21 protein-coding genes are annotated in these 22,674 nt (G+C 55.0%); 11 read left to right on the top strand and 10 right to left on the bottom strand.

Features of this window, described 5'->3' with window-relative positions:
* The first annotated feature begins 4 nt into the window (after positions 1–4).
* Positions 5–958 carry a glycosylasparaginase gene (locus tag AC07P6_RS14905; RefSeq protein WP_304258945.1) on the top strand — a complete coding sequence of 318 codons (954 nt, stop codon included), beginning with the start codon at positions 5–7 and terminating at the stop codon, positions 956–958.
* A gap of 3 nt (positions 959–961) precedes the next feature.
* A complete protein-coding gene (locus tag AC07P6_RS14900) occupies positions 962–2,419 on the top strand; it encodes a leucyl aminopeptidase family protein (RefSeq protein ID WP_478316804.1) in 1,458 nt (485 codons plus the stop codon).
* Positions 2,420–2,618: 199 nt separating this feature from the next.
* On the opposite strand, the gene AC07P6_RS14895 is transcribed toward AC07P6_RS14900, so the two are convergent.
* The 8 genes from AC07P6_RS14895 to AC07P6_RS14860 form a co-directional block, all read right to left on the bottom strand.
* On the bottom strand, positions 2,619–3,599 hold the full coding sequence (locus AC07P6_RS14895; RefSeq protein ID WP_434663922.1) for an IS110 family RNA-guided transposase: 981 nt from the start codon (positions 3,597–3,599) through the stop codon (positions 2,619–2,621).
* Between the two features lie 561 nt (positions 3,600–4,160).
* Positions 4,161–4,859, bottom strand: a complete 699-nt coding sequence (urtE, locus tag AC07P6_RS14890; protein ID WP_434663574.1) for an urea ABC transporter ATP-binding subunit UrtE — start codon at positions 4,857–4,859, stop codon at positions 4,161–4,163.
* A 9-nt stretch (positions 4,860–4,868) separates the two neighbouring features.
* Entirely contained in the window at positions 4,869–5,666 is a 798-nt protein-coding gene (gene urtD, locus AC07P6_RS14885) for an urea ABC transporter ATP-binding protein UrtD (RefSeq protein WP_434663572.1), read from the bottom strand.
* The gene (urtC, locus tag AC07P6_RS14880; RefSeq protein WP_181486105.1) at positions 5,666–6,739 is read right to left on the bottom strand and encodes an urea ABC transporter permease subunit UrtC; all 1,074 of its coding nucleotides are present in this window, start codon (positions 6,737–6,739) and stop codon (positions 5,666–5,668) included. The genes urtD and urtC overlap by 1 nt, the downstream gene beginning before the upstream one ends.
* On the bottom strand, positions 6,739–8,313 hold the full coding sequence (gene urtB / locus AC07P6_RS14875) for an urea ABC transporter permease subunit UrtB (RefSeq protein ID WP_434663571.1): 1,575 nt from the start codon (positions 8,311–8,313) through the stop codon (positions 6,739–6,741). The genes urtC and urtB overlap by 1 nt, the downstream gene beginning before the upstream one ends.
* 84 nt (positions 8,314–8,397) lie before the next feature.
* On the bottom strand, positions 8,398–9,669 hold the full coding sequence (gene urtA, locus AC07P6_RS14870) for an urea ABC transporter substrate-binding protein (protein WP_110274118.1): 1,272 nt from the start codon (positions 9,667–9,669) through the stop codon (positions 8,398–8,400).
* Between the two features lie 178 nt (positions 9,670–9,847).
* A complete protein-coding gene (locus AC07P6_RS14865; protein ID WP_434663567.1) occupies positions 9,848–10,951 on the bottom strand; it encodes a cobalamin-independent methionine synthase II family protein in 1,104 nt (367 codons plus the stop codon).
* Positions 10,952–11,100: 149 nt separating this feature from the next.
* Positions 11,101–11,493 carry a rhodanese-like domain-containing protein gene (locus AC07P6_RS14860; RefSeq protein WP_434663566.1) on the bottom strand — a complete coding sequence of 131 codons (393 nt, stop codon included), beginning with the start codon at positions 11,491–11,493 and terminating at the stop codon, positions 11,101–11,103.
* Positions 11,494–11,560: 67 nt separating this feature from the next.
* On the opposite strand from AC07P6_RS14860, the gene ftrA reads away from it, so the two are divergent.
* From ftrA to AC07P6_RS14820, 8 genes are all read left to right on the top strand, one after another.
* The gene (gene ftrA, locus AC07P6_RS14855; RefSeq protein ID WP_434663565.1) at positions 11,561–12,571 is read left to right on the top strand and encodes a transcriptional regulator FtrA; all 1,011 of its coding nucleotides are present in this window, start codon (positions 11,561–11,563) and stop codon (positions 12,569–12,571) included.
* Positions 12,572–12,705: 134 nt separating this feature from the next.
* Positions 12,706–12,801 (top strand): protein MgtS, encoded by a 96-nt coding sequence (gene mgtS / locus AC07P6_RS14850; protein ID WP_049089018.1) that lies wholly within the window; start codon positions 12,706–12,708, stop codon positions 12,799–12,801.
* 318 nt (positions 12,802–13,119) lie between these two features.
* Positions 13,120–14,178, top strand: a complete 1,059-nt coding sequence (locus AC07P6_RS14845) for a hypothetical protein (RefSeq protein ID WP_478316799.1) — start codon at positions 13,120–13,122, stop codon at positions 14,176–14,178.
* A 317-nt stretch (positions 14,179–14,495) separates the two neighbouring features.
* Entirely contained in the window at positions 14,496–14,768 is a 273-nt protein-coding gene (locus AC07P6_RS14840) for a DUF2846 domain-containing protein (protein WP_478316798.1), read from the top strand.
* 39 nt (positions 14,769–14,807) lie between these two features.
* Positions 14,808–15,502, top strand: a protein-coding gene (locus tag AC07P6_RS14835) for an IS1-like element IS1N family transposase (protein ID WP_087786203.1) whose coding sequence is annotated in 2 segments (ribosomal slippage) — positions 14,808–15,054 and positions 15,054–15,502 — 696 coding nt in all. Because the reading frame shifts where the segments join, the coding sequence is not laid out codon by codon here.
* 31 nt (positions 15,503–15,533) lie between these two features.
* Positions 15,534–15,737: a hypothetical protein gene (locus AC07P6_RS14830; RefSeq protein ID WP_478316797.1), complete on the top strand. Its 204-nt coding sequence runs from the start codon at positions 15,534–15,536 to the stop codon at positions 15,735–15,737.
* A gap of 345 nt (positions 15,738–16,082) precedes the next feature.
* Positions 16,083–16,739 (top strand): hypothetical protein, encoded by a 657-nt coding sequence (locus tag AC07P6_RS14825; protein ID WP_434663561.1) that lies wholly within the window; start codon positions 16,083–16,085, stop codon positions 16,737–16,739.
* A gap of 36 nt (positions 16,740–16,775) precedes the next feature.
* Entirely contained in the window at positions 16,776–17,339 is a 564-nt protein-coding gene (locus AC07P6_RS14820) for a hypothetical protein (RefSeq protein WP_478316795.1), read from the top strand.
* Positions 17,340–17,452: 113 nt separating this feature from the next.
* Here the strand turns inward: AC07P6_RS14820 and AC07P6_RS14815 are convergent, their stop codons facing one another.
* Together AC07P6_RS14815 and AC07P6_RS14810 are read right to left on the bottom strand one after the other, a co-directional pair.
* The gene (locus AC07P6_RS14815; protein WP_478317010.1) at positions 17,453–17,890 is read right to left on the bottom strand and encodes a GNAT family N-acetyltransferase; all 438 of its coding nucleotides are present in this window, start codon (positions 17,888–17,890) and stop codon (positions 17,453–17,455) included.
* Between the two features lie 378 nt (positions 17,891–18,268).
* A complete protein-coding gene (locus tag AC07P6_RS14810; protein WP_478316794.1) occupies positions 18,269–19,339 on the bottom strand; it encodes a LacI family DNA-binding transcriptional regulator in 1,071 nt (356 codons plus the stop codon).
* A gap of 207 nt (positions 19,340–19,546) precedes the next feature.
* On the opposite strand from AC07P6_RS14810, the gene AC07P6_RS14805 reads away from it, so the two are divergent.
* A complete protein-coding gene (locus AC07P6_RS14805) occupies positions 19,547–22,654 on the top strand; it encodes a beta-galactosidase (protein ID WP_478316792.1) in 3,108 nt (1,035 codons plus the stop codon).
* Positions 22,655–22,674: the final 20 nt, after the last annotated feature.

The following is a 22,674-nucleotide window of genomic DNA, read 5'->3' as shown; positions in this document are numbered from 1 at the left end:
ACCAATGTGGGGAATTATTGCCACCTGGCGAATGGCGCTGGAAGGGGTAACGGAATCCGCTGCGGCGCTGGCCGCCGGGGCTGACACCTCTACCGCCGTAGTCAATGCGGTAGCCGCAGTCGAAGATTTTCCACTGTACAAATCAGTGGGCTATGGCGGTTTACCAACGGAAAACGGCGAGGTCGAGCTGGACGCCGCCTATATGAACGGCGACACCCTGGCGTTCGGCGCGGTTGGCAATCTGGTGGACATCGCCAATCCGGTCAAGGTGGCTCACGCCCTGAGCCGCCAGCGATACAACAGCCTGCTGGTCGGTCAGGGCGCCCGTGAGTGGGCGCTGAGTCAGGGGTTCGCCGCCAAAGAGATGCTGACCGAGCGGGCGATGCAGCACTACCACAAGCGCTGCCGCGAAACGCTGGATAAAGGCCTCAGTCCCTACGATGGCCACGACACCGTCGGCATTATCGGCCTCGATAAACAAGGTTCCATGAGCGTCGCAACGTCAACCAGCGGCCTGTTTATGAAAAAACGCGGGCGGCTGGGCGACTCACCGATTATCGGTTCCGGCTTCTATTGCGATAGCGAAACCGGAGCCGCCACGGCGACCGGCGTCGGTGAAGATCTGATGAAAGGCTGTACCAGCTACGAGATCGTGCGGCGAATGGCTCAGGGGATGACCCCGCAGCAGGCAGCAGATTCAGTGGTGTGCGAACTGGAAGACAAGCTGATGTCGCGCTTTGGTCGCGCGGGGGATCTTTCGGTGGTCTGCATGAACCGCCACGGCGAATTCGGCGCGGCGACCAATATCAAAACCTTCTCTTTTGTGATCGCCAGCGCGACGCAGCCGCTCACCGTGTTTTGTGCCGAGCGCGTGCAGGAAAAAACCCATTATCGTCCGGTGGACGACGAATGGATGCAGGCCTACGCCGCACGCATTCGCGCCCCCATCGAGGAGTAAGTTATGTTGGATTATCGTTTCATTAACCATCTGGATAGCACCTGCAATGGCGCACATCTGGTGACCTGGCCCGGCAGTACGCTGTTAGCGCAATCCCCCCACAACGCCAGCCCCCTGCTCGCCGAAATGGTTGAGCAGGCCGCGCGCGGCGAAGTGGCGGATGCCCGCTTTGGCTGCTCGCCTTTCGCCCGCATTACGCTTATCCCGCAGTCGCTGTGGCAGGACTCGCTTAACGACAGCCTGATCGAGGCGCTGCGCCCGTTGTTCAAAGCGCCGGTAAGCGATGTGCTGGTTTTCGATTGCTCGCTGGGAGAGGCACATGGTGCGATAGGCAAAGCGCTGCGCTATTTATTCAATCTCGACTGGCAGCTTGATGATTTAGGTTTGCATCAGGTGAAGGCCGTAAGGCCCCGCCTGCGCCAGCTCGCGCTTTACGCTTTGCCAGCACAACAAGCGGCGCTGGAAACGCTGGCTTATCAGCAGCAGGCCACCGCGCACGGTATGCTCGCCGCACGACGGTTGGCGGACCTCCCCTCCGAGCAGTGCACGCCGCAGTATGTCGTAGAAGAAGCCCAGCGTCTGTGCGCGGACATTCCTTCTCTACGCTGCGAGGTGCTGGATGAGCGGGCGATTATTGACCAGGGGCTCGGGCTGCTGCATGCGGTAGGAAAAGGTTCTGAGCGCCCGCCGCGCCTGCTGGCGATTCATTATGATGGCATCACCGATGGTCCGGTTCGCTGTTACGTCGGTAAAGGCGTGACCTTTGACACCGGCGGACTGTGGCTGAAGGAAGGCGCTGGGATGTATACCATGAAGTATGACATGTGCGGCGCGGCCAACGTGCTCGGCCTGATGCTAAGCATCGCAAAGCTTGCGCTGCCGGTGCGGGTGATGGGCGTGCTGGCGCTGGCGGAAAACGCCATTGGCCCCAACGCCATGCAGCCCGGCAGCGTCGCGCGCGCCTGTAACGGCTTAACGGTAGAGATCAACAACACCGATGCCGAGGGTCGTCTGGTGCTTTCAGACGCCATCGCCTGGGCCAGCCAACGGCATCCGCAGGCGCGCTATATTATCGATATGGCAACGCTGACCGGCGCGGTGGTGAAAGCGTTGGGTTATGACCTCAGTGGTTTAATGACCCAAAACGACCCCCTGCGCTCGGCGTTGACTCAGGCGGGAATAGAGAGCGGAGATGAAGTCTGGTCGCTGCCGCTGGACAGTCGGCTGAAAAAACAGACCGAAAGCGCGATTGCCGATCTTTGCAATACGCCGGGCAACAACGCGGCAATCAGTGCCTCCGCCGCCTGGCTGTTGCAGCATTTCTGCCCACCGGAAATCCCGTGGGCCCACCTCGACGTCAGCGGCACGGCGCTGTGGCGAGAAGGCGGCAAGAGCGTGGCCTCCGGCAGGCCAATACCGCTGCTGATCCAGCATCTGCTCAACGATATCAGCGATGTTTAAAACCTTCCCGGGGGCGGCGCGATGCGCCTTGCCCGGGCTACAAAACAATACCCCCCACGATGCACCTGCCGTAAGGTAGATACTGTGAGCATCGGCAACCATTTTTAGTTGCGGGGCTCTCTCCGGTTTCTGGATGACAGACACACCAGCGACAGCACCCTCTGGGTGCTGTTTTTCTATTCCCGCAGTCTTTTCGTCCCTACGCTACCGCTATTCCATGTTGTGACGCATCGAACGGCTCCCCTGACTTCAGCACTCCGTACGCCACCTGCGCCAGCTTGCGCATCATCGCCCCTATGATAACTTTCGCGCGTTTGCCATTCCCTTCCAGTCTCTTTCTGAACGCTTTTCCCCACGCCGTGTGATACAGCGCTGATATTGCTGGCATATATAATGCTCTGCGCAACTGAACCGGACCCGCTTTACTCATCCGGCTTGCCCGCATCACGCTACTGCCTGACTCATGCTGCACCGGCGTCAGCCCTGCATACGCGGCGAACTGCCGCGCTGTGGCAAACCTCAGCTTCAGTCCCGTATACGCCAGCAGGACCGCCGCCGTTTTCTCGCCGATACCCGGGATGCTGTTCAGCAGCTTCCGCCGTTGCTTCATATCCGGGTCGTTGTCCGTCAGGTCTTTTATCTGTTTTTCGATACGTTTCAGTTCAGCACTCAGGCACTCCAGGAGCACATCGATGCTCGCTAACTGGACCTCCGGGGCTGTTTCCTGACGGTTTTTCTCCTGCGTCTGCATCTCTGTCAGCGCCTGATGCCGTAACACCAGCGCTTTCAGGGCTCGCTCTGTCGGGTGCGGTGCCTCCCATGCTGACGGACGTTTCTCCCGGCAGAAGTGCGCCAGCATACGGGCATCGACTTTGTCGGTTTTACTGCGCAACCCTTCACTACGGGCGAAGGCGGCACTCAGGGCGGGGTTGATAATGGAGACGGTATAACCGGCATCACTCAGATACGCGGCAGCCTCTTCCATGTAGGTACTGGTGGACTCCATGCAGACATGGGCATGGTTCACATCATGGCTGCGAAGCCAGCGGACAAGCGCTTCATGTCCGGAGGGCGTATTTTCGAATTTTTTACCGCGATGCCGACCATCAGGGCGCAGGATATCAACATCGAGCTTAGCTTTGGCTACATCAATGCCGATGAAGTACAGTTCATTTTCCATAGTGAAACCAACCTTGCGAATACGGGTTACCGGTGAAAGCCGGTCCATGATACTGTCCGGTTTATCACATGAGAAAGAACGGCAGTCCGGTGCAAAGATCTACGGAACAGGCGCGAAAGCCTAAGCCCGGACACGGCATCCGGACCGCCATCAGAGAGAACTGGCCGGTTCTTTCTGATGGAGTCATCATACAAGCCCGGACAGATGCGCAGTATCGCCTCCGGGAAATTCGCCAATCCTCTGCGCGGTTTCCCCGGGGGCGGCGCTCGACGCGCCTTGTCCGGGCTACGGGTCCGTGCGGGATGGGGTTTGGTAGCCAGGACAGATGCGCAGCATCGCCTCCGGGAAATGCACCAATCCTCTGCGCGGTTTCCCCGATGGCGGCGCTCGACGCGCCTTGCCCGGGCTACGGGTTCGTGCGGGATGGGGTTTGGTAGCCCGGACAGATGCGCAGCATCGCCTCCGGGAAATTAGCCAATCCTCTGCGCGTTTTCCCCGGGGGCGGCGCTCAACGCGCCTTGCCCGGGCTACGGGTCCGTGCGGTTTGGTATCCGGGAATGACTAAATGGTGACCATTCCGCGCACGCCTTCGGCTTCCATATCGCTGCCGTTACCCTGCTGGATAATCGCTCCACGTGACATCACCAGGTAGCGGTCCGCCAGCCCGGCGGCAAAATCATAGAACTGCTCAACCAGCAGAATCGCCATATCACCGCGATTCGCCAGCTGGCGGATCACCTCGCCAATCTCCTTAATCACCGATGGCTGAATTCCCTCCGTTGGTTCATCAAGGATCAACAACTGCGGGCGGCTGGCCAGCGCGCGACCAATCGCCAGCTGTTGCTGTTGACCGCCGGAAAGATCCCCTCCACGCCGCTGCTTCATGGTTTTCAATACCGGAAACAGCTGATAAATCTCTTCCGGTACCGTCCGCGCGTCGCGAGCGGGAAAGCGCGATAGCCCCATCAGCAGGTTCTCTTCTACCGTCAGGCGTGGAAAAATCTCGCGCCCTTGCGGAACGTAAGCGATCCCGGACTGCACTCGCTGATGCGGCTTGCGCTGGGTGATATTTTTCTCCTGCCACAGCACTTCGCCGCTGCGCGCCGGAATAAGCCCCATCAGACACTTCAGCAAGGTGGTTTTCCCCACCCCGTTGCGCCCGAGAAGGCAGGTAATCTCTCCCTGACGAGCGGAAAAATCCACACCGCGCAGAATATGGCTGCCGCCATAGTATTGATGTAACTGATTAACCTGTAGCATCCGCGCTCCTTAGCGTCCGAGATAAACTTCTATCACCTGTTCGTTGGCCTGCACTTCACGCAGCGACCCTTCCGCCAGCACCTGCCCCTGATGGAGCACCGTCACCCGGTCGGCGATGGTCTCGACAAACCCCATATCATGCTCGACCACCATCAGCGAATGCTGCCCGGCCAGGGTGCGGAACAGCTCGGCGGTATACTCCGTTTCGGCGTCGGTCATCCCGGCGGCGGGTTCGTCCAGCAGCAACAGATGCGGCTCCTGGACCAGCAGCATACCGATCTCAAGAAACTGCTTTTGGCCATGCGACAGCAGCCCGGCCGGTCGGGAACGTTCACCCTCCAGCCGCAGCAGGCGCAAGGTTTCGCTGATTCGATCAGTTTGCTCGCTGTTCAGGCGCGCCCGCAGGCTGGCCCACACCGACTTATCGCCCTTCATCGCCAGCTCGAGGTTTTCCGCGACCGTCAGCGCCTCAAACACCGTCGGTTTCTGAAACTTACGTCCAATGCCCTGACGGGCGATGGCGATGGGATCGAGGGTCATTAAATCTACCGATTGATCGTAAAGCGCCCTGCCGCTCTGCGGGCGGGTTTTGCCGGTGATCACGTCCATTAACGTGGTTTTCCCGGCACCGTTAGGGCCAATCACGCAGCGCAGTTCACCCACGCCAATTTGCAGCGACAGATTAGTCAGCGCCTGAAAACCGTCAAAGTTGACGTTAATCTCTTCCAGTTGCAAAACCGGGTCGGTTTGCTCACGGAATCTGTCCGTCGGCAATTGACGGGTAAAAAGTCCTTCTTCCGGTTGCATCAGCGGTCTCCTTTACGCAGCAGGCCAATCACTCCGCGCGGTAAAAACAGGGTCACGATAATAAAAATCAGCCCAAGAAAGAGCTGCCAGTATTCCGGCATCGCCACGGTAAAGTAGCTTTTCGCGCCGTTGACCAGCCCTGCGCCGAGTACCGGGCCAATTAAGGTCCCGCGGCCTCCCAACGCCACCCAAATCGCCGCTTCAATAGAGTTGGTTGGCGACATTTCGCTGGGGTTGATAATCCCGACCTGCGGCACGTATAGCGCGCCCGCCAGGCCGCACAGCACCGCCGACAGCGTCCACACCAAAAGCTTAAATCCGCGTGGGTCGTAGCCGCAGAACATCAGGCGGTTTTCGGCATCGCGCACCGCCGTCAGTACCCGACCAAATTTGCTTTGTGCCAATACATAGCCAATCCACAGGGTGAGCAACAGCAGCAGTACCGTCGCCATAAACAGCGCCGCCCGGGTGCTGATAGCGGTGACGGGGAAACCGAGCAGCGTGGTAAAGCCGGTAAAACCGTTATTACCGCCAAAACCGGTTTCGTTACGGAAAAACAGCAGCATCCCGGCGTAGGTCAGCGCCTGGGTCATTATTGAAAAATAGACCCCTTTGATTTTCGAGCGGAAGGCAAACCAGCCGAAAACCAGCGCTAATAAACCGGGTACCAGCACCACCAGCAGCATTGCCCAGGCAAAATGTTGAGTGCCCCACCAGAACCACGGCAGTTCGCTCCACGATAAAAACGACATAAAGGCTGGCAGCCCGTCACCCGCCGCCTGGCGCATCAGGTACATACCCATCGCGTAGCCGCCGAGGGCAAAAAAGATCCCATGGCCGAGGGAGAGCATTCCGGCGTAGCCCCAGACTAAATCCAGCGCCACGGCGACAACCGCGTAGCAGAGGATTTTACCGGTGAGCGTCAGCAGCCAGGTGGAAACCGCCAGCGGATGTGTGGCGGGCAGTAGCGCCAGAAACGGCATACTTAGCAGGCCCAGCAATAACAGAACACCGAGCCATCGCAGCGGGCGCGGCGCTTTGCGCGCCAGCGTTAAGGTAATGGGTTGGCTCATCAGTCAATAACCCTCCCTTTGAGAGCGAACAGTCCCTGTGGACGTTTCTGAATAAACAGGATAATCATCACCAGGATCAGGATTTTGCCCAGCACCGCGCCCATCTGCGGTTCGAGGATTTTGTTAAAGATCCCAAGGCCAAACGCCGCCGCCACGCTCCCGGCCAGCTGTCCGACGCCGCCGAGCACCACCACGAGGAACGAATCGATAATATAGCCCTGACCGAGTTCCGGCCCGACGTTGCCGAGCTGCGACAGCGCCACGCCGCCCAGTCCGGCGATGCCGGAGCCAAGACCAAACGCCAGCATATCCACGCGTCCGGTAGGCACCCCACAGCAGGCCGCCATCGCGCGGTTTTGCGTCACCGCGCGCACGTTCATTCCCAATCGCGTTTTATTCAACGTCAGCCAGGTGAACAGCAGCACCAGCAGCACGAAAGCCAGTACCGCCAGCCGGTTCCACGGCAGGATAAGGTTTGGTAAAACCTGCACGCCGCCGGAGAGCCACGCCGGGTTAGCCACTTCAACGTTCTGCGCACCAAACAGCATCCGCACCAGTTGGATCAGCATCAGGCTGATACCCCAGGTGGCGAGCAGCGTCTCCAGCGGGCGTCCGTAAAGATGGCGGATAACGGTACGCTCGAGCACCATGCCAATGCCGCCAGTCACCATAAACGCGACCGGCAGCGCAATCAGCGGATAAAAAGCCAGCCACTGCGGGGCCAGCTGCGCCAGCGCCTGTTGAACCAGCCAGCAGCTGTAAGCGCCAATCATCAGCATCTCCCCGTGAGCCATATTGATGACCCCCAGCAGACCATAGGTGATCGCCAGGCCAAGTGCGGCAAGCAGTAAAACAGAGCCCAGCGACAGCCCCATAAACGCCTGACCAAGAAGATCGCCCAGCAGCAAGCGATGCTGGATTTTGCTCAGGCTCTCCTGCGCCGCCGCGCGAATCGCCGGGTTGGGTTCATGTTGTGAGTCGGTCAGAGGCGTCAGCAGTGCCTGGGTTTCCGGATCGCCAGAATGACCAAGCAGTTCAATAGCCGCCAGCCTCTGTGCAGGCTGCGGACTGGCAAGCTGCAGGCGAGCAAGCGCAATTTCCAGCTGCGATTTCACCGTGCTGTCGCTTTCCACCGTCAGACGCTGCTGTAAAAGACCCGCCATCTCTGGCGTCGCTTCGCGCTGGAGCGTTTTTACCGCCGCGGCTCTTTCCGTGACGTTGTCACTTACCAGTAGATGAGTCGCCAGCGCGCTGGCTGCCAGATTACGCAGGCGGTTGGTCAGGCGTACGGGCTTTGTTATACCGACAGGAGTTGTGGCCGCACCCAACGCAAGCAGGTTTTCGCCCTGCTTGCTGAAAGCGTGACCGCTATTATCTGATTGTAATGTTTCACTTTTCAGCGCCCGTAGCAGCGGTAAACGTGGCGCTTGCGGTGCGGCGGCCCACTGTTCAAGCAGTTGGGCCTGCTGGCTGCGGTTGGCGGCTACGAAATCGTCGGCGTCCGCTGCCTGCGCTCGCCACGGTATCAATACCATCAGCAGCGCGAAGTAACTCATGAGGCGCAATGCGTTCATGGTCGTTCTCCTTTCTCGGGAAATCCGGGCACCGGGCCCGGACGACAGAATCCATCACCCCGGCGCTGTGCCGGGGTTTAACGCTTAGTTGCTGGCGCTTTTTATCGGGTGATCGGGCTTCTTATCGTTACCGGCGATCCACGGGCTCCACGGCTGAGCGCGTACCGGCTCTTCGGTCTGCCAGACCACGTTAAACTGGCCGTTGCTTTCGATTTCGCCAATCATCACCGGTTTGTGCAGATGGTGATTGGTGGCGTCCATGGTCAACGTAAAGCCCGACGGCGCTTTGAAGGTCTGACCGGCCATCGCTTCGCGAACCTTGTCGACATCGGTGGTGCCCGCTTTGGTCACCGCCTGCGCCCACATATGCAGCCCAACCCAGGTCGCTTCCATCGGGTCGTTGGTCACCACGGTGTCGGCATTCGGCAGCTTGTGCGCTTTGGCGTAAGCACGATAATCGGCAACGAACTGTTGGTTGGTTGGGTTATCTACGGATTCGAAGTAGTTCCACGCCGCGAGGTTGCCCACCAGCGGTTTAGTGTCTATGCCGCGCAGCTCTTCCTCGCCGACGGAGAACGCCACCACCGGAACATCAGTCGCTTTCAGCCCCTGGTTAGCCAGCTCTTTATAGAACGGGACGTTGGAATCGCCGTTAATGGTGGAGACCACTGCCGTTTTGCCGCCAGCGGAGAATTTCTTAATGTTGGCGACGATGGTCTGGTAATCGCTATAGCCGAATGGGGTGTAGACCTCTTCGATATCTTTATCCTGAATACCTTTGGCATGCAGGAAGGCGCGGAGAATTTTGTTGGTCGTGCGCGGGTAGACGTAGTCGGTGCCCAGCAGGAAGAAGCGTTTTGCCCCACCGCCGTCTTCGCTCAGCAGATATTCCACCGCCGGGATCGCTTGTTGGTTTGGCGCCGCGCCGGTGTAGAAGACGTTTGGCGACATCTCTTCGCCTTCATACTGCACCGGGTAGAACAGCAGGCCGTTCAGCTCTTCGAACACCGGCAGAACCGATTTACGCGACACCGAGGTCCAGCAACCGAACACCGCAGCGACCTTATCCTGCGTCAGCAGCTGACGCGCTTTTTCAGCAAACAGCGGCCAGTTTGACGCCGGATCTACTACCACCGGCTCCAGCTTTTTCCCCAACACGCCACCTTTGGCATTGATGTCGTCGATAGCCATCAGGGCGACATCTTTTAGCGGAGTTTCGGAAATCGCCATCGTCCCGGAGAGCGAATGCATAATCCCGACTTTAATGGTGTCGGCGGCATAAACCTGGAAAGAGATGCCCATGCTGATCACAGAGGCGGAGAGTGCAAAAGCTTTTAATAATGTTCGACGCTGCATGTATTTCACTCCTGAATAGCGCAAAGACAAAAAATGAATTAACGACTGACAGGAAGTGATAAGGCAAAAACGGTGCCAGGTTGTTCAGTGGCCTTAAAACGCGGCGGGAGACGTGGGGAGGGAAAAATAATGGGCAGCGCTGCCTCAAAATAGTGCAGCGCTGCGCTAAGAAGAGAAATTACCAGACCTGTTCGGCAATATCAGTAACCAGACGGACTTTATCCCACTGCTGAGCCTCAGTCAGGGAATTCCCCTCTTCGGTGGAAGCAAAACCGCACTGTGGACTGAGGCAAATCTGCGCCAGCGGGACGAATTGCGCCGCTTCCTGTAAGCGTGCTTTCACGCCCTCCGGGTTTTCAAGTTCACCGTTTTTGGTGGTGATCAGCCCCAGCACGACCTGTTGATGACCGGGACGAATAAAGCGCAGCGGCGCGAAATCGCCGGAACGGTCGTTATCGTATTCGAGGAAAAAGGCATCGATATTGACGCCGCCAAATAGCACTTCCGCCACCGGCTCGTAGCCGCCTTCGGAGATCCACGTCGAGCGGAAGTTACCGCGACACACGTGCAGCCCGATAGTCAGATCCTCCGGCTTTCCTTCCAGGGCCTTATTCAGGACACGAGCGTAGGTGCGCGCCAGTTCGTCCGGGTCTTCACCGCGATCGCGAACCTGTTGACGCTGTTCATCGGAGCACAGATAGGCCCAGACGGTATCATCCAACTGCAAATAGCGGCAGCCCGCATCGTAGAAGGCACGGATCGCATCGCGCCAGGTGGTTGCCAGGTCATCGAAATAGTCGGCGAGGTCTGGGTAGACGGAGGCGTCGATATCTTTGCGCCCGCCGCGAAAATGCAACACGCTTGGGCTGGGAATGGTCATTTTCGGCTGCGCGTTGCCGCTGATGCTTTTCAGGTAACGGAAGTCTTCCAGCATCGGATGGTCGCCAAAGGCCAGTTTGCCTGTAACGCGAACCCCGTGCGCTTTAGTCTGTACCCCATTGAACTGGATGCCTTTTTCAGAATCGTAGCGCTCAACCCCCTGTAAGCCGTCGAAGAAATCAAAGTGCCACCATGCGCGACGGAACTCACCGTCGGTCACCACATGCAGGCCGCACTCGCACTGCTGTTGCACCAGATGGCGAATGGCCTCATTTTCAACCTGACGCAGTTGCTGCGCATCAATGGTGCCAGCGCTGAGCTGCTGACGGGCCTGTTTAATGGCGTCCGGGCGTAAAAAGCTGCCGACGATATCTGCGCGGAACGGGGCCTGATGACGTTGCATGGTGTCTCCTTAGCAGTGGGCAAGGTTAGTTGCCCACCGTGATAGTTTATTATTTGAATATTTAGACTTCTGGATGGCTATATGTCCAGATACTGTCATGCACGCAGCGCATCGGCAAACGAGAATAATTCATGTCACATGAAATAAATTCATTTTGCGAACGGCAATCCTTCATCTTCCCAGCCGGTCAGGCCGCCGAGCATCATTTTGACCGGACGCCCCAGCAGTGCCAGCTTCATCGCCGCGGCATCTGCCCCGTTGCAGTGCGGACCGGCGCAGTAAACCACAAACAGCGTCTCTTCAGGCCACTGCGCCATTCGGGCCTCATCTATCTGCCGATGGGGCAAATGCAGCGCGCCGGGAAGATGGCGGCGGGCAAACGTCTCTTCACTCCCAACCACGTGCAGCAGCACGAAGTCAGGTGCGCCGTCGCATATCGCGCTGTAAACATCGGCGCAGTCGGTCTCAAGACTGAGCTTATGACGAAACCAGGCGGCAGCGTCGGTGGAACTGGCAGGGGCAATTGCGGTTACAACACTCATGGCATCTTCTCCTTGTCTGTGATACCACTACTTTAATTAACCTCCAGCACGACATCTGCCGCTCACCATGACTGAAAACGTTGAAATCATGACAACCTCATCCGTGACGTTGTCACGCCACCGGGTAATTACCCTCGCCTATGACGGGTTATGTACCTTTGAATTTGGCGTCGCGGTAGAAATCTTCGGCCTGTCTCGCCCGGAGATGGGCGAACGCTGGTATCAATTTGCCGTGGCTGCCGTCGATGAAGGCGAACTGCGGGCTACCGGTGGGATTCGTCTGATGACCGATGGCGGCATGGCATTGTTAAACGAGGCGGATACCATCGTGGTGCCCGGCTGGCGCGGTATCGACGCCCCCGTTCCGCCTGCGCTGTGCGAAGCACTGGTCACGGCACATAAACGAGGCTGTCGGATCATTTCTATTTGCTCCGGAGTTTTTGTTCTGGCCGCCGCCGGGTTGCTTAACGGACGCAAGGCCACAACCCACTGGCGCTATACCGAGCAGCTCCGCGCACGATTTCCGCTGATTGAGGTGATCGACGATGTGCTGTACGTCGGCGCAGAGGGAGTGATGACGTCCGCAGGAAGCGCTGCGGGCATCGATCTGTGTTTACATCTGGTACGGGACGATTTTGGTATCGAAGCGGCGAATACCGTCGCGCGGCGTTTAGTGGTTTCCCCTCATCGCGACGGCGGCCAGGCGCAACAGATTGTGCGTCCGGTAGCCAAAGCGCGAGAGAGCCAGCGGCTGGGGCAACTATTCGATTTTCTGCATCAGAATCTCGCCGGCAGCCACACCGTAGCCTCGCTGGCGGAAAAAGCCGGTATGGGGCCGCGCACATTTTTACGTCGTTTTGAAAATGCCACCGGCAAAACCCCTGCCCGCTGGCTGCTTGATGAGCGCCTGCTGCGCGCTACGCAGCATTTGACTCACAGCCGACTGAGCGTTGAGCAGATTGCCGAGCTTTGCGGTTTTTCCAATGCCAGTACCCTGCGCCACCATTTCCGCCAACAGTTTGCGCTTAGTCCGCTGCAGTACAGGAAGAAGTCACTCGCTGACAGGAAAGTGGTGTAACCCTTCCTCAAATAGTCACTCCCGGCAATTTGTTAAGCGTTTGTTTAGAATGGCCGGGTTATGATGTATCCAACAACCGTAAACCTGTTCAATGAGGACAACTTAGCGCAAAGCAAAACTAATGGAGGTTAATCATGCTGGGAAATATGCATGTATTTATGGCAGTTCTGGGAACCATTGTGTTCTTTGGATTTCTTGCCGCGTATCTAAGCCACAAATGGGACGACTGATGAACGCCGATAATCCCCACCCGTAAACGCCCCCTGCTGCTGATGCACCAGGGGGCGTTCTGTTTTCTGGCCTTTGAAATCACATCGTTAGATTCTCTGTGAAAAACTCTATATTTTACCGTTTAGCCTGCGCTTGAACTTCTAAAGCTGCGTGTCTGCTGGCCTGGATTATCTGTACTCAAAAATTTAACCAGATATGCCATATAGTGAATAATAACCTATCTATACTATTCAGCGGAGAGCTGAGTGAAAAACGCTCAACCTTCCACTTCCTGATGTGATTCCCGGTGACGACTCTACACAGTGGATACCGCTACTATGAACAAACGTATATTCATTACGACCCGCTACCCTGTCAGCGCACAACACGCCCGCCCCCCCATCGAGTTCCTGGATCAAATAGTCGATACCTTAGATGCTTTACCTGATGATGTTTTCGCTGAAAATAAGCTTCATGATATCTACGCAGTAATGAAAGGTGCGCTAGGGCCATATACCAGCCTTGCTCACCGAAAAGCCGTCATGTGTGAGGTACTTCGCGTACAGGCGGGTTTTGAATCCGACTGGCGCTGGGGTGCCGGGGTTGATAAGAAAAATCATCGTTCCCTGACTCACATTGAGAGCGAAGAAGCCGGAGCTTTTCAGGTATCATTTGACAGTATTGGTGGTCGACATTCCGCGTTGTTTGACTTTGCCAAACAGCGCGGTATAGACACGGCTGAAACGTTCATTACAAAAATGAAAGAAGACCACGATTTGGCAGTAGAGTATTGCGCGCGATTGTTGCGCATCAACACCACCTGGTGCGGCACGATAAAAGACCCCAGCAAGGTTATCTCACATGTGCGGCGTGATGCAGTGGAAGAATTCCAGACATTTCTCTCGCTCAAAACACCTCCTCAGGCGATGTTCGCTGAGAATACTGTGCTGCTCAGCGACAAAGAAAAAATTATCGAAGTGATGAATATTGCCCGGACCCCGTCCCGTTATGACAAGGTTCAGGAAATCGCGGCGATTGAGCTCTTTAAATTAGCCCATGAGCACTGGCCGCATGATGGTTGTGCGCTAAATCTCTCCAATCTATTACAAGAAGGAGACATAGCCGTTCCCGATATTATGCAGGCGTTAGCTTTGGGCAATTATCTGCACGATCATCGACAATGGACAACCATTCCTGTTGGCCAACAACAGCCAGGCGATGTGGGTTCCACCTGCGGACCGACCGCTCACCATGGTTATGATCATATTTATCTGGTTCTGGAGCGTATTGACGACGATAAAATGATTATTGCCGATAATCAAAAACCAGTACCACATGAGCGCTTCGCCAGCGGAAAAGGCAGAACCCCAACGAAATTCTTTTTGCGCCCAGCCTGACGAAACAAGGCAAAGACTTGCTCTAAGTCTTTGCCTGCCAAAATTATAATGCATCGGCCAAAGCGTTTACCCTGATGAGCAGAAGCGATGGCAATTCCTGGCGAATACTCCCGTTTTATAGAACTGCACTGCAATAATCCCCGTTCAGCATACTCTGCGAGCACCCACCAGTATGTGGCCATTCTCAGCCCTCAGTTATGTCCTATCTGACACCTGGCCCTTATGTTTACAATTTGTTACGCGACATTTCAGTGGTGACATACTTATAAAATGAGATTATCCTTGCTCTGCTGTTTTTTTAACTCATTGAGAATCCTATGAATAAAATAATCCTTACAGCTGTTATTCTTTCTTCAATGCTTCTTGGCGGTTGCGCCTCGGTCCCTTTAGCCAGCAATACTGAAAACACAACGGCTAAATCGTTTCCTACACCGGAAAACGGTAAAGCCGGTCTCTACATATACAGGGACAGTTTTGTCGGCAAAGCGTTAAAAAAAGATGTTTATATTGATGGGCGCTGCATCGGAGAAACCGCCGACAAAGTATTTTTCTATCAGCAAATATCGACAGGTGGTGATGCCTCTAATTAGTTGAATCTGATGTATAATGCGGGCTTTTGAGGTTCTTTCATGGCCAGCGTTAACATTCATTGTCCTCGTTGTCAGTCTGCACAGGTCTACCGCCATGGTCAGAACCCTAAAGGCCATGACAGATTTCGCTGCCGTGACTGCCACCGCGTTTTTCAGCTCACTTACACTTATGAGGCCCGTAAGCCGGGCATTAAAGAGCTGATCACTGAAATGGCCTTCAATGGCGCCGGGGTTCGCGATACCGCCAGAACACTGAAAATTGGCATTAACACCGTCATCCGGACTTTAAAAAACTCACGCCAAAGCGAATAACGTCTTCGCCCGTTGCTCATGCTGATGTGGCGCTTATCTGCGAACTTGATGAGCAATGGAGTTTCGTTGGCAGTAAAGCCCGGCAACACTGGCTCTGGTACGCGTATAACACCAAAACAGGGGGTGTACTGGCCTACACTTTTGGTCCCCGTACCGATGAAACCTGCCGGGAACTACTGGCACTGCTTACGCCATTCAACATCGGCATGATCACCAGCGACGACTGGGGCAGCTATGGCCGGGAGGTGCCGAAGGATAAGCATCTGACCGGAAAAATATTCACCCAACGGATTGAGCGCAATAACCTGACGCTGCGCACCCGCATTAAGCGCTTGGCTCGTAAAACAATCTGCTTCTCGCGTTCAGTAGAGATCCACGAAAAAGTCATCGGGACGTTTATTGAAAAACACATGTTCTACTAATTGGAAGCATCACCCGACAGGTCAACCGCATGTGCTGGGGACAGAATCCGAGTTTTCCCCAAATAATCTGACGCTCAATGCCACCCCAGGGAAGAACTATTTTGTTCGCCAGTACATTAAAATGGGCGTATTCGTTGGTGGGGCCGGGCTGGAACAGGTTCCTGAAAGCGAAGGTATGCGCGTTGTTTCCAAACCGGAAGTTAAGCTAGCCGTACCGGGCAAGTGCAATAACTAATCGGTTGCAATGGTTTACCACGGACATCCAGTCCGCGTCGCGGCTGGATGTTATTTCACATAAGTCGGGATTTCCAAAGTTAGTAGGCGCGACTGCGCTTTAGATCAATGACTCCATGGAAAGGACTATTTTATTCTTTTATTATCTCTTTATCTAACACAAGACCCTTACTTAGAAATAAAGCAATGGCATTAAATTTTTTTCCTCTCTTTGGAGTGGTCTCCAGGCTGGTAACCATTGGCATGGTTTAAGGGGCCAATCTATACTGCTATTGATCGATGAGTTAACAATACTGATTTAGTGAATTCCATATACATGTTATCTCCACCCATTACAGGAGTGTGTATGTTCTATTTTCGGATAAACAGAGTCAGAATTTTAGATAATCATAAAAATGCATTTCTCTTTTTTGGCGATGGTTATGCACAAGTCAAATTAATCAGTTTTATTACTTCAGACTCTGACATCCCAATACTTGATGCCTGGTATGCAGAAAAAAATGAGGAGATAAAAAAACAACTACTTATACAAGCAGTACAACAGGTAGCATCAGCGCGAGTATTTAATGAAGTAGATAACGTCAGAGATAACTCCGTCCTGACGTTTGGTGATACTGGATATGTACTTTATTCTACCCCCAACATCCCGGAGAACTTTAACTGGTGTCTGACGGTAATTAAAGATGATAAAAATATCAATGATATTGGAATGCGGCTGGAATCAGTCATTACACAGCCCGACTTTGATACTTTTGCTACAAATTTAGGCACAATTATTCTTGGGACAGTCAATCCCGCTTTTGCAGCTGGCGTTATAATTGCGAAATTTTTAACGAATGTCGTTGCCACCACACTAAAAAACAACCCCGACGATCAGTTAGGGCTGCTCTATATGTCACTCAATAAGCAAGAACACTATCGCTATGGAGAACGCAAACGCGACGGGATCCCCGATCTTAGTGGTAATATACGTGTAGATTACTCGATCTTTGCATTCAAATAATAATTAAATCTATATTTATTGGTGAGGAGTATATTTATGTTTTTGTTAAAAAGACACGCATCAGCATATGCAATCACATTACTCTTATTTTCTACTGCAGTTCAAGCGCAAGTCTCTGCCTCTGATGGGGTAAACACCAGTATGGCTTTTATTTATATATTACTTTTTATCGTTATTTTTGGTGCGCTGATTTCTATTTTAGTCATCCGCAATTCTCTACCTAAAGAGTGGTCTTTGGCCGATGCGCTTTCTGAAGATGTTGATTTACCGGTTATCAATGAAGTTACGGTGACAGCAGGAGGTACGACTACAGTGACAAAATCTCCTCTTTATGACGCTGCTGGCAAACCTGTTCTGGCTCCGGTAATGAAAGCCAGTTCGAGCCGACTCATCGCGCTGATGGGTACGATAGTCATTTTGTTTATGTTTATCGGTTTTGGCGTTTTAATATTACTGGACTTTGGCAAAAACGGAAAAATATCCAACTCGGGTTCTGTCAGTGAAATTATTAAATTTTTGGTTGCTGGCATGACGTTATTTGCCCCTTATGTGGTGAACAAATTCGCTTCTCTGTTTCAGGGCTTAACAACGAATAAATAGACCGTTGTTCGGCTCAGGGCAGCAGATAACATGCACAGAAAATACCGACAACAAGGTTGTTGTCGGTTCCGCGACTCCCGCACTCCTATATATTCCTGTTGGTTTAAATGGCCTTATTCGTCAATATACCCCTGCTCACGAAGGCGAATCAGGCTCTCCTCGCTGGCGCATACCATTCCCGTCGTGAGCAGCTCAAAACCAAAGCGGCGATAGAAGTCTATTTTATCCACAACTGAGTAGATAAAGGTTTTACCAAACGGCTGCAGCTCATTGCTGACCGCCTGCATCAGCTGCTGCCCGTATCCTTTTCCCTGACAGCGTGGAACAACCGCAACATCCGCCAGATAGCTGCACCAGGTCAGGTCGCTAATGGCTCTCGCCACCGCAATCAGCTGACCATTTTCATAACCAAACCAGCAAAAAGTACTGTGGCGAAAGGCCCGCTCAACTAATGCGACGTCTCTTTGATTAAGACCTGCGGCGGCGATAATAGCCGCGACTGCATGCCAGTCCACCTGCTCCAGATGCGCTTTACCGACCAGTTTCATCATCATTTTATTCCCCCGGTTTATGCGCTCCAGAGTAGAGTATCTATGCCTAACCTGACAAAGATTTCACTCACTTCCTCGTCAACAGCATTTTATGCTACTAAAAAAACTATAACCTTCGAGAATTTGTTAACCACCGACATGAAAAACAGCGCATTTATGCTTCTAAAAGGTCAAACAATCACCTAATCACAGCATTAAATAAAATATACTCTTGCCCGTTGGCCAGAAAACGGGCAAAAAAAACCGCCAGGTTATTGGCGGTAAATAAATGCTTGCATGGATAGATTGTTTTTACGTTCAGAGCATTAATCACTCTGCCTACGTCTTTTCATTACGTTATCACACGTTTCTTCAATGAAAGCTAAACGAAGCCGTTGCTCAAAGTTTTTCCACCAGCGTTTTTATTTGCGCGATTAACTGCGCCTTCTCATCTTCCGCCTCAACCGCGCAAGGCCAGGTTGAGTGGCGGATGATCAACCGCGTGGGGAGCAGTTCGCGGATCCTTAACTGTGGGGAGGCCATCAACTGGATCAACAGCTCGACCGCCCTTCTTCCCAGTACATTAAAATCCTGTGCGACGGTGGTGAGCGGTGGCTGGAAGTAGAGGCTATCCGCCGTATCATCGTAGCCGGTAACGGAAATTGCCTGGCTACCGGTGCGATTAAGCTGCGCCAGAGCGCTCAGCACCCCGAGCGCCATCTGATCGTTTGCCACCACGATCGCGCTGATACTGGGATGCTGATGCAGCAGTTCAAAGGTTTTATTCCAGCCGCTGGCTGCGCTCCAGTCGCCAAACACCGTCACCGCATTGCTGACCCCCATCCGGTGTAGCGCCTCGCGCCAGCTGCTCAAGCGCATCCGTGCCGAGACCGAACTCTCCGGCCCGGCGAGTAATCCGAACTCGCGATGTCCTGAGTCCCACAGATGGCGCACGCAGGCTCCGCAGCCGTCGCGGTGATCGAAGCGCACGCAACACACATCAGTGTCCGGCGAAACGTCAAGGAACAGGCAGGAAATATCCGGGTTCTCCTCTACCAGCCGCTCCGCCAGGCTGCTTTCCAGCGGCAAGCTGATAATCGCTCCGCGAATGTGCTGGGCACGAAACTCATTCAACCGCGCCTGCAGTGACGAATAATCGATCTGCGCCGGCATCGCAATCGACACCTCCAGCTGATGTGAACCGGCATAACTTTTTACCGCCGCGGCGATTTGCGAAGGCGCGTGCAGGGTCAACGAAGCGGTAATGAGCCCAATCGACGGCGCGGATTTTCCCGCCAGCAGCTGCGCAGAGCGGTTCGGCACATAGTGCAACGCCTGCATAGCGCGGATCACTTTGTCGCGGGTTCGTTCAGAAACCACCTCCGGATTATTCAGTACCCGAGAGACCGTCTGCTGAGAAACCCCGGCCTCGCGGGCCACATCTTCTAACGTTGCCAAACGGCGCTGCATCGCCCGCTCCTTCTGCCTGAAAACCTAAATGTCGCCCGCTAACATTTTATGTTTAAAAGACGACAAGAATCAGCCATTTTTCTGGCATTTCGTGATCGCCAGTGGGTTTCAATTTCGCCAATATTGCGGCCTAAATGAAAATATCTGATAACGAAACCATTCTTGTCTAGCGAATGACATTTTCGCACTTATCCGTCAGGTATGTGTATGCAACAACATAACTCTATCTCTACCGCAGGACCGACGTTTAATGAAGTAATTGCCCGGGAAGACTGGCAAAACCAGACCATTACTCACCTCAACCGCTTAGCGGCCCACCCAACTTTCGCCAGCTGGCGCGATACCGGCGCAGCGCGGGATAACCAGCCTTCGGCAAGCCGTCGTCTGCTTGATGGTCAGTGGCAGTTTTCTTACGTTCGCAGCCCGTTCGATGTGGATGCCAGCTGGATCAATGACGATCTGCCGGACTGCCGCAGTACCCCGGTGCCGTCGAACTGGCAAATGGAAGGCTACGACGCTCCTATCTATACTAACGTCCGCTACCCTATCGATACGACGCCGCCGCGCGTCCCTGACGAGAACCCCACTGGCTGCTACTCGCGGACCTTTAGCGTCGATGAACACTGGCAGGCCGAAGGTCAGACGCAGATTATCTTCGATGGCATCAACTCGGCGTTTCATATGTGGTGCAACGGCAAATGGGTCGGTTACTCGCAGGACAGTCGCCTGCCCGCCGCCTTCGATCTCAGCCCGTATCTGCAGGCGGGCGAAAACCGCATCTGCGTCATGGTGATGCGCTGGAGTGCGGGAACCTGGCTTGAAGATCAGGATATGTGGCGGATGAGTGGGATATTCCGCTCGGTGTGGCTGTTACATAAACCGGCGCTGCACCTCATCGATGTTCAACTCACTCCGCAGTTGGATGCGTTGTATCGCGATGCCGAGCTGCTGGTCAATTTAAACGTCGCTGCGCCGGTACAGCAACTGGAAGATCTGACGGTGAAGGTTGAACTGTGGGATGGCGCTCGCCTGGTCGCCAGCCACCAGCAATTGCCGGGCTCGCCGGTGATTGATGAGCGCGGAAACTACGCCGAGCGCGCGGCGATCCGTCTGCAGGTTGAACACCCAGCGCTGTGGAGCGCGGAGACGCCGAACTGCTACCGGGCGGTCGTTTCGCTGTGGCGCGGCGATGAGCTGATTGAAGCTGAAGCATGGGATATCGGTTTTCGTCGTGTCGAAATCAATAACGGTCTGCTGCTGCTGAACGGCAAAGCGCTGCTCATCCGCGGGGTCAACCGCCACGAGCATCACCACCAGCGCGGCCAGGTGGTAACCGAAGAGGACATGGTGCAGGACATTCTGCTGATGAAGCAGAATAACTTTAACGCTGCGCGCTGCTCCCACTACCCTAACGCTCCGCGCTGGTATGAGTTATGCAACCGCTACGGCCTGTACGTGGTCGACGAAGCCAATATCGAAACCCACGGCATGGTGCCGATGAATCGCCTTTCCGACGATCCGTCCTGGCTGCCGGCCTACAGCGCCCGCGTCAGCCGGATGCTGCAAAGCAATCGTAACCATCCGTCAATTATTATCTGGTCGCTGGGAAATGAATCCGGCGGCGGCAGCAACCACGAAGCGATGTATTACTGGCTGAAACGCAACGATCCCTCACGCCCGGTGCAATATGAAGGCGGCGGCGCCGACAGCAGCACAACCGATATTATCTGCCCGATGTACGCCCGCGTTGAGCGTGACCAGTTGATTCCAACTGTTCCCAAATGGGGGATCAAAAAATGGATCAGCCTGCCGGGCGAGCAGCGTCCGCTGATCCTCTGCGAGTACGCCCACGCGATGGGCAACAGCCTGGGTAACTTTGCCGATTACTGGCAGGCGTTTCGCGACTATCCGCGCCTGCAGGGCGGCTTTATCTGGGACTGGGCCGATCAGGCCATTAGCAAAACCTTCGACGACGGCTGCGTGGGCTGGGCCTACGGCGGCGATTTTGGCGATAAACCGAACGATCGCCAGTTCTGTATGAACGGTCTGGTGTTCCCGGATCGCCGCGCGCACCCTTCATTAATTGAAGCTAAGCATGCGCAGCAGTTTTTCCAGTTTACCCTGCTGGCGCAAAGCCCGCTGCGTATCAGTATCAGCAGCGAATATCTGTTCCGTACCACCGATAACGAAGAGCTGCGCTGGCACGTTCAGGCGGCAGGTGAAACCTTTGCCGAGGGCAGCATGAAGCTCGATCTTGCGCCCGAAGGCCAGAGCGAGCTGACGCTATGCGAGAACCTGGTGCTGCCTGCCGGTGCCGAAGAGGTGTGGCTGACGCTGGAAGTGGTCCAGCCGCAGGCCACCGCCTGGTCCGACGCCGGACATCGCGTCGCCTGGCAGCAATTCCCACTCGCCGCACCACTGGCCTTACGCGCTCCTGCTTCTGAGGGTGCTGCGCCAACGCTGGGCAGCAGCGACCGCGCCTGGACTGTACGCAGTGGATCGCAACAATGGACTATCGACCGGGAAAGCGGTCTGCTGAGCCACTGGCAGGTAGACGGCGTGGAACAGCTACTGACGCCGCTGCGTGACCAGTTCGTGCGCGCACCGCTGGATAACGATATTGGCGTTAGCGAAGTGGAACGCATCGATCCTAACGCCTGGGTTGAACGCTGGAAAAGCGCCGGTCTCTACAATCTTAGCGCCCGCTGCGTGCTGTGCGAGGCACAAAGTCTGGCCCATCAAGTGGTGATCGATAGCCGCTGGCACTATTTGCGCGGCGAAGAAGTGGTGATCGTCAGCCACTGGCGGATGACGTTTGATGCTGAGGGTAAGCTGCATCTGGCGGTTGATGGCGAACGCGCTGGCACCCTGCCGCCGCTGCCGCGCGTCGGGCTGAATTTCCAGGTCCCGGACCAGCATCAGCCGGTCTCCTGGCTGGGTTACGGCCCGCATGAGAACTACCCGGATCGCCGCGCCAGCGCCTGTTTCTCCCGCTGGCAGCTGCCGCTGGAAGAGATGAGCACAGCGTATATTTTCCCAACCGAAAACGGTCTGCGTTGTGATAACAAGGCGCTGGACTGGGGTCGCTGGCATGTGGCGGGTAACTTCCACTTCTCAGTACAGCCCTACAGTACCGCGCAGTTAACAGAAACGGACCACTGGCACTGGATGAAGCCGGAAGACGGCGTCTGGGTCACCCTCGATGGCCAGCATATGGGCATCGGCGGCGATGACTCCTGGACGCCAAGCGTACTACAGCAATGGCTGCTGCTTGAGACACAATGGCAATATCAGTTAACGATTCACTTCCAATAATAATCGGGGGCGAAAGCCCC

The sequence above is a fragment of the Klebsiella sp. GFKo11 genome (genome assembly GCF_056490265.1).
This window is presented reverse-complemented; position numbering and strand designations above follow the sequence as displayed.